We start from the raw sequence: 12,477 nt of genomic DNA on the forward strand, positions 1-12,477 counted from the left end.
TTGAGTCAAAGAATCAACAACTTGGCCTGGTCTGTAAAATAAGGGACATCCACGTTTATCTATCACCTTAATATTGTCTAATCTCACTTGGTAAAAGGATCGTTTCTCTCGTACCGTCATCATAGGCGTATACTTGAGCAGGGAATTGGTTCGAATAGGCAAACGGCAAATCAATATCCATTTCCACATTGCTTCCTGCTTGAGAAAAATGCATCGTCACTTTTCCACGATTTTCGATCAAATCAAAGGTTAATATATTTTCTAATGGAATGACTCCCTTAAGATCTAGGTCAATAATAAACCATATACTGTCAATCAATTCATCTGGCAAACTTGATACTACACCAACTGAAGCGTAACGGTTGCGGCTGCTATCAAAACTTTCAAACATCTGGTTAACCTCCTTCGAATCAACGAATGTTTTTATTTTTATAATCAATCATAGGATAAACTAGAAATACTTACTTTAACGAGGGTTCATTCTAATAAAGAATCAGGAAAAATGCAACAATAATTGAATACTTTTTTTCAAAGTATAAATTTTTATAAAGGTACGATAAAAGTATGCGAGGAAAAGCTTGGTAAATTAGGATTTTTCGTTTGCAAAGCTATTTGTAAAAGTGGAAGCCTCATATGAAAATAAACGATTAGAAAGAAAAAAAGGCGTGTTAAAAGCTGCTGACCCGCCGCTTCTAACACTACCTGATTGTTTCAGTATTATTCTTCTGTTGAACCGATCACTTCTGGTTCGCCACCTTCACCTGTGCTTTCTTCTTCTTCACTTTGAGCGACTACAGCAGCGATTTGCTCTTCACTGTCGGTCACGAATTTGTAATCGTCGTTTTTTGGAAGATCGGCTACTGTAATAGAATCACCTAATTCCAAGTTTGTCACGTCAACTTCAATTCGTTCAGGCAATTTGTCTGGTGTAGCAGATACGACTACTGTATACAAGTTTTGAGCTAACACTCCACCCGATTTAGCACCAACTGATTCGCCAACAAGAACGACTTCTGTTTCGACTTCTGTTTCTTCCGACATGTTTACAGATAGAAATTCTGCATGTTCGAAATGATTGGTAAAAGTGTTCGTTTGGATCTTGTGAACCAATGTATTGACTTTTTGTCCATCGATGTCCATCGTGATAACTGTGTTCGCTCCATGTTCACGCAACAATTTGCTTAGTGTCAAACCATCGAATGAGATAGGGGTACTTTCTACTTTATACCCATAAACAACAGCTGGAACTTTCCCTTCGTGACGAAGTTTGTTTCTTAATGAACGGGGACGTACTTCTCTTTTACTTACTTCTAATGATACTGACATAACCAAAATTCCTCCTTAAAATGTGACTGTCTGCTTTGGTAACGGACAGATTTTATTTAAGTGAATTCTAAAGGCTAATCTCGTGCACATCATCGAAGGCAGGGCGCTTAAAAAAGCGCAAAAGGAGAGATGCGCGCATCTCCCCTTAGAAAGTCAGGATTCAACTTTTCTCCACCAGGTCATTACGCTGTGTATGAGAAATCCAATTCACTTTACTATTTAACCGTAACGTGAACTGTTAATTAAGTCAAGGAATAACTATGATGATGTATTTGCAAGCAAGAATATTCAAGGTATAATTAATTAGTAGTAATAAGAAAGGAAACAGCATGCGTTTAGATAAATTAATAGAAGAAAAATTAGAAACGACACGCAAGGAAATGAAGCGGCTGTTTGCTTTGAAGCAAGTGATGATAGATGGCACAGTCGAATTTCGACAAAATCGAAATGTAGATAGTTTACTGCATCAAATCGAAGTAGCAGGTGAACACTTAGAAACAAATGAGTCCTATTATCTTCTCAATAAACCTGAAAAAGCTGTTACAGCTGTATCAGATCCAGAAAAGACGACAGTAATCGATCTGATTGCAAGTGCCGATCGTTTCCAACCATTATATCCAGTGGGAAGACTAGATAGAGATACAACAGGACTATTGCTGATTACTTCGAATGGACAATTGGGATATGAAATGCTACTTCCAGAAAAAAAGGTTTCAAAGACTTATCAAGTAGTTGTGAACGAAAGGGTGACACCGGCAGACGTAACAGCATTTGAAAATGGAATCGTATTCGCTGATGGGTATCAATGTAAGCCGGCTGATTTAAAAATACTCAAAGCAGACAAGCACCAAAGTACGGTTTTATTGACGATCCAAGAAGGAAAATTCCATCAAGTCAAAAAGATGTTCTTAGCCCAAGGAAAGAAAGTGACCGCATTGAAACGGCTAAGCATGGGACCATTGGAATTAGATGAACAGCTAGGAGTAGGCGAGTATCGATCGTTGACATTAGCAGAGATGAAAAAGTTAAGTATTTATTTTAAATAGGAGGTCAAAAAGATGAAATATAAAACTTTATTGTTCGATGTAGATGATACATTGTTAGATTTTCAATTAACTGAAGCCAATGCTTTAAGTGCTTTGTTTGCAGAACAAGGAATCACATTGACACCAGAAATCGAAACCAGCTATAAGGCTTTGAATCATCATTTATGGCAGGAATTTGAAAAGGGCAGACTATCACGAGAAGAAGTAATAGGCAGTCGTTTTGGGTTACTTTTCCAGCAATTTGGGAAAACAGTAGATAGTGATCAAATGGAAAAACGCTACCGCCACTACTTGAACCAAGGTCATGATCTTGTTCCAGGAAGTCTAGAAATCCTGAAAAAGGTCCATCCGCATGCTGAACTTTATATTGTGACGAACGGTGTGTCGCACACGCAACATCGGCGATTAACAGATGCAGGAATGCTTGATTACTTCAAGGATATCTTTGTCTCAGAAGCTGTCGGAGCGCAAAAGCCGATGAAAGAATTTTTTGATCATGTCTTTTCCCACATTCCTAATTTTGATAAAAAGCAAACTGTGATCATTGGTGATTCTTTGACTTCTGATATCAAAGGAGGAAATATGGCAGGGATCGATACGATTTGGTTCAATAGAAATAAATTACCAGAAATCGAAGAAATCCAGCCTACTTATCGAATCGATTCATTAGAGGAACTTTATTCATTATTGGAAATTGAAAAGGATTAATTTTCAGAAAAATATAGCATTTTCGTGTTTTTTCGCTATAATAGATTAGAATGAAAAAACGGATACGAAAGAGGTTTTAGTCAATGACAAAAAGCAAGCCAATTATCATTGGTGTGACGGGTGGATCCGGAAGCGGAAAGACAAGTGTCAGCCGTGCGATTTTCAACAACTTCCCGGACCATTCCATCATGATGCTTGAACAAGATTCTTATTACAAGGATCAGAGCCATTTGAGTTTTGAAGAACGATTGAACACAAATTACGATCACCCATTTGCCTTTGATAATGATCTGCTGATTCAGCATGTAGGCGACTTACTGAACTATAAAGCCATTGAAAAACCCGTGTATGACTATGTAGCGCATACAAGAAGTCAGGCAACGATCATTCAGGAACCAAAAGAAGTGATCATTCTAGAAGGAATCCTGATTTTAGAAGACGAACGTCTGCGTGACTTGATGGATATCAAAGTATACGTAGATACAGATGATGACATTCGTATCATTCGTCGTATCAAACGGGATATGGAAGAACGGGGACGCACATTGGACTCCGTGATCGAACAATATTTGACAGTTGTTAAACCGATGTATCATCAATTTATCGAACCAACGAAGCGCTATGCGGATATCATTGTTCCAGAAGGCGGAGAAAACCACGTTGCTATTGATTTGATTACAACAAAAGTAGCTAGTTTCTTAAACCATAAATAGTGCGCAGCGAAACAGTTGAACGGACTGCGACCGTTTGAAAAGCAAGGATTCTGCTTTTTGAACAGTCACCAGCCAACTGTTTTTTTATTTATAACAAGAGGTTGTGAAAACAGCATCTTGACCTAAGTATTAAAAAGAAGAAACGGAAAATAGCTGTTTATATTTTACCGTTTTTTGAGCTAATACCGAAGGTCAGCTGATTGAGCACCGTGAAGTAGAGGTTGTAAAAAAGCTGTCTTTGCATCAAGCGATAAGAGCATCCAAATAAAACAGCTCCTCACGTTTTTCGTTGGGTTGGGCTTATTATCGTAGATGCAAGCTTTTGAACACCGTTTAACGAGAGGTTGTAACAGAAGTGGTCAGATCCAATAAATAAGAAGAAACTTACGAAAATTATTTCTCGAATTTGTGTGAGATTTCGACTTATTTTTTTGAAGAAGCTCTTTTGTCGCACCCCCTAAGGAGGCAGTTTTAATAAATGAAAAAAGATGTGGGGAATATAGATGTCTAAAAAAGGATCAGTTTTACAAAAATGTCTTCAGATCATGCCCATTATTGGTCTGTTGTTTTTCTTTGTGTTGATTCTTTATGCTTATCATCATGGGATTTTTCGATCGAGCACGTCTTTGCAAGCGTTTATCCAGCAATTTGGCAAGTATGCAGTGATGATATTTGTTCTGCTGCAAGTGATCCAAGTGATCATTCCTATTTTGCCGGGAGGGATCTCCTCAGTAGCGGGCATGCTGATGTTTGGCAATGGATTTGGGCTTTTATATAGTTGTATTGGCCTAGTGATTGGGGAAGCAATCGGATTTTTACTTGTCCGTTACTATGGCGTAGCCTTTGTCCAGCTTATTTTATCGCCAAAAAAGTATCAGAAATTTGATGAATTGCTGACAAGAAAAACGAAAGATATTAAAAAAGTACTAGTTGTTACCTTGCTGCTTCCCTTTGCGCCAGACGACTTGATCTGTCTAGTAGCTGGTTTGACGAAATTATCTTTTAGGGAATTTATGCAGATTGTGATTTTCTTGAAACCATGGTCGGTGGGTGTGTATAGCATGATCATGCTCTTTTTATTCCATCAAGCGCAAGGTCATTTATAATGTAAAAAAGGACGTGGGTGTATGGAAAAAATAAAAGTAACAGAAAATGAATTGGATGAGCTGATGGCAGTCATACAAGAAGTATGGCCGGAAGCTTTTGTGCCGATCATTGGTCAAAAACAAGTGGATTACATGCTGAAAACTTATCAGTCAAAAAAACAGATTCAAAAAGAACTGACAGAAGGTGTGTCCTACTTTTTATTAAAAAGCGAAGAAAAGACGGTCGGTTACACTGCTTATGAAGAGATAAATGGGAAAATTTATTTAAGTAAATTATATTTGCTAAATAAAGTACGTGGTCAAGGATTGACTTCTTCAGTTTTTCGCTGGTATGAAGAACTTGCTGCGCAAACAAAGGAAAGAGAGATCTTTTTGCGAGTGAACCAGGGAAATCATCAAGCAATCGAAGTTTATAAGCATGAAGGATTTGAGATTACAGAAGAACTTGTTTCAGATATCGGTCAAGGATTTCAAATGGTCGATTATAAAATGAAAAAAGCTCTCGCATAAACATAGGAACTGTGTTAAAGTAAATTTATGCGACGGGTCGAGAAGGACTCTGGTTTACAGAGCTCCTAATTGATTTTGGAGGCACAGGATAATTGATTTCTATCTTTATCACCTGCCGGATGCAGGGGTGTCGGGCAAGACTTTTGTGGAGAAGGGCTTGTCTGCTTGAGTAATCAAGTACCGTAAAAATACAGAAAGAAGCTTATGCTTCTTTCTGTATTTTTTTTTTACAAGAATATATTCTGTAAAATTGGTTTATTTCCCCTTTAATGCTAAAATCGAAGAGCAGATTAGTTATAAGACTGTTTAAGGAGCCATTGTCATGTTCGAAAAACTCAAACGATTTGGGCGTAATTTTACACAAACAACGCCCTTTATCTTAAGTAACACGGTTATTTTTATTCCTTATCTTTTATTTTTGGGACTAACAGACTCGCATAATTGGCTGACGATTTTGCCATTTACGCTGTTTTATGCCTTTCGGATGACTGGACTATTTTTAGTCAACAGTCTACGATTTGGTCTAGATAGTTACACGTTGCTGATGATCGCTCTGCTGATTGGTGGTGCTGGTTCATTGCTTGGAATATTAGGCGTATTTTATTTTCCTTTATTTTATTTTTCAAGTGTTTTGCTAGGGCTGAGTGCAGCATGGCTTGTACCTGCTAATACCACGGTCAATTTTCACGAAAAGACGCAAGGTTTTATCAATATGGATGGGAAAAAGTACTTATTTGCAGCTATCTGGCTATTTCTCCTGTATCAAGCGATTGAGTTGCCTGCACCGACTCAGATTGCAGCAAGCTTTACTATTTATACACTTTTTTACGTCATGGCCTACCATACGGTTAGTCATTATCCGCGTTACGAACTGGATTTCAAAGACATCAAAAGAAATCTGGTAGCTACGCGAGAGCTTGTTTTATTTTTGATATTCTTTGGCTTATTGTTTCTTTTGAGAAATGCCCGATTGTTATTCGATGAAAGGCTTTTTGATCTTGCTATTTATGGTTTCTTGCTACTGTTCATCTTGTTCGTGTTTGTTTTAGGACACCAGAAGAAGGAATGGAAGTTGCCAAGCTGGCTAAATCTGTTTACTTTTCTAAATGGAATGCTAGGGAATTTCCTTTTTTTGTTTAGCAGTTTTTATGTTGGCATACTGTACGGATTAGAAAAACTTTCGATTTTTATGTATTTGCCTTATGCAGCAGGCTTGATTGCAGCAAAAATAGTCGGACCATGGATTTTGAAACGTTTATCATGGTCTCCATTGGCTATGCAATTGCTTGGACTGAGTTCTTCTTTATTGGTCCTCTTGATTCCAAATGGTTTTGCGATAGGTGTCTTTCTGCTTAGTTTCTGGCACGTAGTAACAGGCAGCTGGCTAAATAAGGAATATTATCAAACTGATGCAGCTATTCCAATGGATCGCCGGATCGTTGTCAAGTATACTACTCAAAATAAAGGGAGTGTGATCCACCAGTTTTTATTGATGACGCTTTTGTTTATTTTAGCAAAAGAAATGGGAGAGCCAATCCATCTATTATTGATCACGCTGAACCATGAATCAGTGCCGATAGAAAGTGTACAACTGCTTATCTTGGCAAAATGGATCAATGTTGGTCTTTTACTGAGCGGATTAGTAACTGTTTATCATTTATGGAAGAAGGCGAAAAAGAATGAGGCTATTCATTGATGGAGATGGTTCTCCAGTAAAAGAAGATGTCATAAAATTAGGAGAATCCTATGGTCTCGACGTGATTATCGTAACCAGTGTGGACCATTATACGACCAAAGAATACGCTAATCATGTCCAAATCGTCTACGTAGACCGCGGAGCTGATAGTGCGGATTATAAAATCGTCGGTATGGTTAAGAAGAATGACTTTTTGATCACGCAAGATTATGGTTTAGCTTCACTTGTATTGCCGAAGGGTGTGCGAGTGTTCCATCACTCTGGAAAAGAATTTGACGAAGCGAATATCGGCACGCTTCTAGAACAACGTTACCATAGTGGGAAATTAAGAAAAGCTGGCATAAGGACAAAGGGTCCAAAACCATTTACGGAGAAAGATCATATGTCTTTTCGTCAAGCGTTAAAAAAGGCAATTGACCAAGGTTTACCAAGTACAGAAGATAGTAGGTAACGAAGGTATTTTATTTATGCTCGAATACACCAAAAAAGGAACAGGGAAACAGGATAAATGGATTCCTTGTTCCTTTTTGATTGTTCTTATTACTGGGTGCAGAACAGCTTTTTCACATTTTTTATTCTCGGTGCTTCAGAAGTAGCCTCTTCGAAAAATAAGCCGAATTTTCACAAAAATTTGAGAAACAATTTATGTAAAACCCCTTCTTATTTCTTGAAGCTGATTCTTTCTGTCACAACCTTTTTCTACTTTTTCCTCTTCTTATACATTTGGATCAATGCATCGATTGCCAAAAAAATAATGACGAATGCGGCAATAGCATACGTAAATATCCCTAATAAGGAAACGACCTCTGCGTTTTCTACAGGTGCTGCTTGGACAAGCAGGGAGGACCCTACGATCAATGCAGCTAAAATCATACCGAAAACAAGCCGATTGATCATACTTTCGATCCTGCTCAATAATTTGTCTTGCTTTTTCAATTCCAAATTGACTTTTCCTTGTCCCGAAGTCCACATTTCTAATAGATGGTGGAGCTGTTGAGGGATCTTAGGCGCAGCCTTCATCCCTTCCAATAAGTCTAATCCGCTTTGTTTCAATGTATCTTCTACATCCAGATGAGTGAGAAAATAATGTTGGGCAAAAGGCGAAGCGACTTCCATGAGGGAAACTTCAGGGTCAAGGACGCGGATCACCCCTTCTAATGTCCCAAATGCTTTCAGCAAAAGCGTGATATCACGATCGAACTGCAGATTATTTTGATGACAAATCGTCACGACGTGTGTGAATACTTCTTGCAAGTTGATTTCATCAATAGGAGAATCATAATACTGTTCAAGAAAACTTGTCAGTTCTTGGTGGAACCGACTTTCATCAAACGAGCCTTCTTGCTGACAAAGTCGAAGGACCGCTTTTTCGATTCGATAAGCATCTTTCGTATACAGCGCTAAAACGGCTTGTGTGAGTTTTTGCCTAAGTCCTGCAGAAAGATGCCCCATCATACCAAAATCGATGTAGTTGATGGTATATGGCGCAACAGGGTCTTCTGTAGAAGTGGAGGCTCGAAAAGCAAAGGAACCGAACTCTTTTTCATGGACTATTTCAGTTTTTCGGCTAGCTTGTGTCTGTTCTTCTTTTGTTAGTACATGGAATAGCAGATTCCCTGGATGAGGATCAGCATGGAAAAAACCATCATCAAATACCTGTTTCATAAAGTTCTCAACTAAAAGCTTTGCAACTTCTTGTTTCAGCTGCTTGTTTTGAATTCCAGTGATAAAAGTTTCAGTTTTGTTTTCGGCTTTCATTAAATGGTTCAAGTTTTTACCAGACATTTCTTCCATCACGATCACTTTTTTCGAACAAAAAGCGTCATAAATCTTGGGGCTGCGGATCTCTTTCCAGCCATTGTTCTTTTGATAGAATTGTTCGCCATTTTGACTTTCTTTTAAGAAGTCCATTTCATTGATCAAGGAACGTTTTACTTCTTGGAGTACCCCTTTTAGATCAACTACGCTAGTTTCAGGAATGTATTTGATCAAAGGGATCGCTCGTTCAAATAGTTGAAGATCAAGTCGGATCTCTTCGGCGATGTTAGGGTGTTGGATCTTAACGACGACCGAGTCACCGTTCTTCAGCTTGGCACGATGAGCCTGCCCCATAGAAGCAGAGGCAAAAGGCGATTTGGAAAAATCATCGAATATATCTGATAATGAAAGAGAAAGTTCTGTTTCGATCGTCTTTTTGGCCGTTGAAAATGTGTCGCTAGGTACACTATCTTGTAATGTTTTGAATGTTTGAGTGAAGGCAGAAGAAAGCAAATCTTCTCGAACAGAAAGCATCTGTCCTATCTTAATGAAGGTGGGGCCTAGTTCTTCAAAGGCTTTTTTTACCTGTTCGGGATTTTTTTGCTGTACAAAGTTTGGCACTACATTGTAATTGATGAACACTCGAATGATTTCTGCCAAGCGGCTACGTGGATTTGTTTGCGCCATCATCATCCCTCCTTTTCTTTATCATAACTTTTTATAAAAAACGGGACAAATAATCTAGCTGACAAAAAATAAATGACGTTTGTTCTTTTAGAAACCAACTCGTTTTTTTATAAATAAGTTATTCGTTTATTTTTGTTTTGTGCTAAAATATGAGAGTAAATCACTGAACGATTTAGAATACAGGAGGACAATCTTTTGAAGATTACTTTACTATATGGCGGACGCAGCGCAGAGCATGAAGTTTCCATTCTTTCCGCATTTTCAGTTTTAAATGCCATTTATTATAATTATTACCAAGTTCAACTCGTATTTATTACAAAAGAAGGACAATGGGTCAAAGGTCCATTACTAACAGAAAAACCTGCTAGCAAAGATGTCTTGCATCTTTCATGGGACCCAAGTGGACAGACAGAGGAAGGCTTTACAGGAAAAGTGATCAATCCGGGAGAAATCAAAGAAGAAGGAGCCATCGTTTTTCCAGTTTTACACGGGCCAAACGGGGAAGATGGAACGATCCAAGGCTTCTTAGAGACATTGAATATGCCTTATGTCGGCGCAGGCGTATTGACCAGTGCATGTGCCATGGATAAAATCATGACCAAGTATATTTTACAAGCTGCTGGTGTGCCGCAAGTTCCTTATGTACCAGTACTTAAGAATCAATGGAAAGAAAATCCTAAAAAAGTATTTGATCAATGTGAAGGTTCTTTGCTTTATCCGATGTTTGTCAAACCTGCGAATATGGGTTCTAGTGTCGGCATTACAAAGGCAGAAAACCGAGAAGAGCTGCAAAATGCTTTAGCAACAGCCTATCAGTATGATTCTCGAGCAATCGTTGAACAAGGAATTGAAGCGCGCGAAATCGAAGTTGCTGTATTAGGAAATGAAGATGTTCGGACGACTTTGCCTGGCGAAGTCGTAAAAGACGTAGCATTCTATGATTATGAAGCCAAATATATCAATAATAAAATCGAAATGCAGATTCCAGCCGAAGTGCCGGAAGAAGTTTATCAAAAAGCGCAAGAGTACGCGAAGTTAGCTTACACGATGTTAGGTGGAAGCGGATTGAGCCGGTGCGATTTCTTTTTGACAAATAAAAATGAATTATTCCTGAATGAATTAAACTCTATGCCAGGATTTACGGAGTTCAGTATGTACCCACTCTTATGGGAAAATATGGGCTTGAAATACGGTGATTTGATTGAAGAACTGATTCAATTAGGAATGAATCGATACCATCAGCGTCAATCTTTTTTTGAAAAAAATGAATAAAGAGAAATAAAGAAGAAGCTGGAGTGATTGCGTAACCGCGTTCATTCTAGCTTCTAAATACGAATAGAGAAATTTACTTGGAAGTGAGAGTCATGCGAACCCGCCGTTTAGGCCAAACGCTTTTTTCACAACCTTTTTTAGGAGAGATCTCAATGAATCTAACAATACAAGAAATTGCACAAGCCGTGGGCAGCGAATGCTCTGCACTGACAAAGATTACCAATGTCGAATTTGACAGCCGGAAGATAACCGAAGGAAGTTTATTCGTTCCTCTTGCTGGTACGCGAGATGGACATGAATTTATCCAGCAAGCGATCACAAACGGAGCATCTGCTTCATTTTGGAGCTTGCCTGTTGAACAAGCTCCAAAAGATTTTCCAGTTATTCCTGTAGCAGATCCTTTGAAAGCCATGCAGCAATTGGCAACCTATTACTTGGAAAAAGTAGGCGCAGAAGTCGTTGCAATTACAGGAAGCAATGGTAAAACCACCACGAAAGATCTAACCGCGTCTGTCTTGTCTGAAAAATACAAAACATATAAGACGCAAGGAAATTACAACAATAATATTGGTCTTCCTTACACGATTTTGCACATGCCCCAAGATACAGAAAAGATCGTCTTGGAAATGGGCATGGATCACGCCAATGAAATCACGGAACTTTCACTTATGGCTCAACCAAAAGCTGCAGCAATCACAATGATCGGTGAAGCACACATAGAAAATCTTGGGTCGCGAGAAGGAATCGCTAAAGCCAAAATGGAAATCACTGACGGACTTGTACCAGACGGATTACTCGTTGTGCCCGCAGATGAACCGTTGCTGACACCTTTAACGGCAACATTAGTACAAACAGTCACAACATTCGGTATTGGAAATGGCGATGTTCATGCGGAAGTGACAGCAAAAGGAAAAGCACAAACCGATTTTGTAGTAGAAGGAGAAACATTTACGATCCCGCTGCCTGGAAGTTATAATGTAACGAATGCTTTGATTGCGTATACGATCGGGCGCTTCTTTGGACTGTCCATACCTGAGATACGCCAAGGGCTCGCCCATGTTTCTATCACTCAAAACAGAACCGAATGGCTAACGGCAGGAAATGGTGCAGCTATTTTGAGCGATGTCTATAATGCAAATCCAACAGCCATGGGACTGGTATTAGATACTTTTAAAAATCTACCAACAAAAGGACGCAGAATCGCTGTGTTAGCAGATATGCTGGAATTAGGGAAAGAGTCTTTAAATATGCATGCGCAAATGAGTGAACATATCGATCCTGAGAAATTCGCCATGATTTTCCTTTATGGGGAACAAATGCATGCACTAAAAGAAGAATTGAACCAAAAATACCCCCAACTACCTGTGTTCTATTTTGAAAAAGAAAAGAATAAATTGATTGATGCTGTAAAACAAAATCTTGAAGCAACAGATAGTATTATGCTAAAAGGCAGCAACAGCATGGGCTTATTTGAAGTGGTAGAACAGCTTCAGCAAATGAAATAAAAATCTGTAAACTTGCAGAAAACGAAAAACTATGTTAGAATAACCTATTGCCGAAAGATGAAGAGAAATTGGACTGGTTTTGCCATAGAAACAACTTGTTGAAGCCAGATGTCATAATAATGATAAAGCTGAACGCGACCCGTTTGGCTT

The 12,477-nt window shown here is 38.6% G+C and carries 12 protein-coding genes; 9 read left to right on the forward strand and 3 right to left on the reverse strand.

Features of this window, described 5'->3' with window-relative positions; genetic code table 11:
- Positions 1-67: 67 nt before the first annotated feature.
- Positions 68-391 (reverse strand): DUF960 domain-containing protein, encoded by a 324-nt coding sequence (locus IGL70_RS00830; protein ID WP_002289744.1) that lies wholly within the window; start codon positions 389-391, stop codon positions 68-70.
- Between the two features lie 326 nt (positions 392-717).
- The gene (locus IGL70_RS00835) at positions 718-1,326 is read right to left on the reverse strand and encodes a 50S ribosomal protein L25/general stress protein Ctc (protein WP_002299254.1); all 609 of its coding nucleotides are present in this window, start codon (positions 1,324-1,326) and stop codon (positions 718-720) included.
- Between the two features lie 329 nt (positions 1,327-1,655).
- Here IGL70_RS00835 and IGL70_RS00840 point away from each other — a divergent pair, with 329 nt between their 5' ends.
- From IGL70_RS00840 to IGL70_RS00870, 7 genes are all read left to right on the forward strand, one after another.
- A complete protein-coding gene (locus IGL70_RS00840) occupies positions 1,656-2,372 on the forward strand; it encodes a 16S rRNA pseudouridine(516) synthase (RefSeq protein ID WP_002289747.1) in 717 nt (238 codons plus the stop codon).
- Between the two features lie 12 nt (positions 2,373-2,384).
- A complete protein-coding gene (locus IGL70_RS00845; protein ID WP_010727242.1) occupies positions 2,385-3,080 on the forward strand; it encodes a YjjG family noncanonical pyrimidine nucleotidase in 696 nt (231 codons plus the stop codon).
- An 83-nt stretch (positions 3,081-3,163) separates the two neighbouring features.
- Positions 3,164-3,793 (forward strand): uridine kinase, encoded by a 630-nt coding sequence (gene udk, locus IGL70_RS00850; protein ID WP_002289751.1) that lies wholly within the window; start codon positions 3,164-3,166, stop codon positions 3,791-3,793.
- Between the two features lie 503 nt (positions 3,794-4,296).
- Positions 4,297-4,899 carry a TVP38/TMEM64 family protein gene (locus IGL70_RS00855; RefSeq protein ID WP_002319461.1) on the forward strand — a complete coding sequence of 201 codons (603 nt, stop codon included), beginning with the start codon at positions 4,297-4,299 and terminating at the stop codon, positions 4,897-4,899.
- A gap of 21 nt (positions 4,900-4,920) precedes the next feature.
- The gene (locus IGL70_RS00860; RefSeq protein WP_002328042.1) at positions 4,921-5,409 is read left to right on the forward strand and encodes a GNAT family N-acetyltransferase; all 489 of its coding nucleotides are present in this window, start codon (positions 4,921-4,923) and stop codon (positions 5,407-5,409) included.
- A 322-nt stretch (positions 5,410-5,731) separates the two neighbouring features.
- Complete coding sequence (locus tag IGL70_RS00865) at positions 5,732-7,105, forward strand: hypothetical protein (RefSeq protein WP_002331998.1); 1,374 nt, start codon at positions 5,732-5,734, stop codon at positions 7,103-7,105.
- Positions 7,089-7,556, forward strand: a complete 468-nt coding sequence (locus tag IGL70_RS00870; RefSeq protein WP_002307386.1) for a YaiI/YqxD family protein — start codon at positions 7,089-7,091, stop codon at positions 7,554-7,556. Before IGL70_RS00865 ends, IGL70_RS00870 begins: the two co-directional genes overlap by 17 nt.
- A 248-nt stretch (positions 7,557-7,804) precedes the next feature.
- Here IGL70_RS00870 and IGL70_RS00875 read toward each other — a convergent pair whose 3' ends face one another.
- On the reverse strand, positions 7,805-9,550 hold the full coding sequence (locus IGL70_RS00875; RefSeq protein WP_104873960.1) for an ABC1 kinase family protein: 1,746 nt from the start codon (positions 9,548-9,550) through the stop codon (positions 7,805-7,807).
- A 195-nt stretch (positions 9,551-9,745) separates the two neighbouring features.
- On the opposite strand from IGL70_RS00875, the gene IGL70_RS00880 reads away from it, so the two are divergent.
- The gene (locus IGL70_RS00880) at positions 9,746-10,822 is read left to right on the forward strand and encodes a D-alanine--D-alanine ligase (RefSeq protein WP_002293424.1); all 1,077 of its coding nucleotides are present in this window, start codon (positions 9,746-9,748) and stop codon (positions 10,820-10,822) included.
- A 152-nt stretch (positions 10,823-10,974) separates the two neighbouring features.
- Positions 10,975-12,327 (forward strand): UDP-N-acetylmuramoyl-tripeptide--D-alanyl-D-alanine ligase, encoded by a 1,353-nt coding sequence (locus tag IGL70_RS00885; protein ID WP_002317074.1) that lies wholly within the window; start codon positions 10,975-10,977, stop codon positions 12,325-12,327.
- Positions 12,328-12,477: the final 150 nt, after the last annotated feature.

The organism is Enterococcus sp. DIV0901a (assembly GCF_051711525.1).
Lineage (GTDB): Bacteria > Bacillota > Bacilli > Lactobacillales > Enterococcaceae > Enterococcus_B > Enterococcus_B faecium.

Coding starts and splice junctions, on each gene's coding strand:
- IGL70_RS00830 (WP_002289744.1), bottom strand. CDS start 391: ATGTTTGAAAGTTTTGATAGCAGCCGCAACCGTTACGCTTCAGTTGGT.
- IGL70_RS00835 (WP_002299254.1), bottom strand. CDS start 1,326: ATGTCAGTATCATTAGAAGTAAGTAAAAGAGAAGTACGTCCCCGTTCA.
- IGL70_RS00840 (WP_002289747.1), top strand. CDS start 1,656: ATGCGTTTAGATAAATTAATAGAAGAAAAATTAGAAACGACACGCAAG.
- IGL70_RS00845 (WP_010727242.1), top strand. CDS start 2,385: ATGAAATATAAAACTTTATTGTTCGATGTAGATGATACATTGTTAGAT.
- udk (WP_002289751.1), top strand. CDS start 3,164: ATGACAAAAAGCAAGCCAATTATCATTGGTGTGACGGGTGGATCCGGA.
- IGL70_RS00855 (WP_002319461.1), top strand. CDS start 4,297: ATGTCTAAAAAAGGATCAGTTTTACAAAAATGTCTTCAGATCATGCCC.
- IGL70_RS00860 (WP_002328042.1), top strand. CDS start 4,921: ATGGAAAAAATAAAAGTAACAGAAAATGAATTGGATGAGCTGATGGCA.
- IGL70_RS00865 (WP_002331998.1), top strand. CDS start 5,732: ATGTTCGAAAAACTCAAACGATTTGGGCGTAATTTTACACAAACAACG.
- IGL70_RS00870 (WP_002307386.1), top strand. CDS start 7,089: ATGAGGCTATTCATTGATGGAGATGGTTCTCCAGTAAAAGAAGATGTC.
- IGL70_RS00875 (WP_104873960.1), bottom strand. CDS start 9,550: ATGGCGCAAACAAATCCACGTAGCCGCTTGGCAGAAATCATTCGAGTG.
- IGL70_RS00885 (WP_002317074.1), top strand. CDS start 10,975: ATGAATCTAACAATACAAGAAATTGCACAAGCCGTGGGCAGCGAATGC.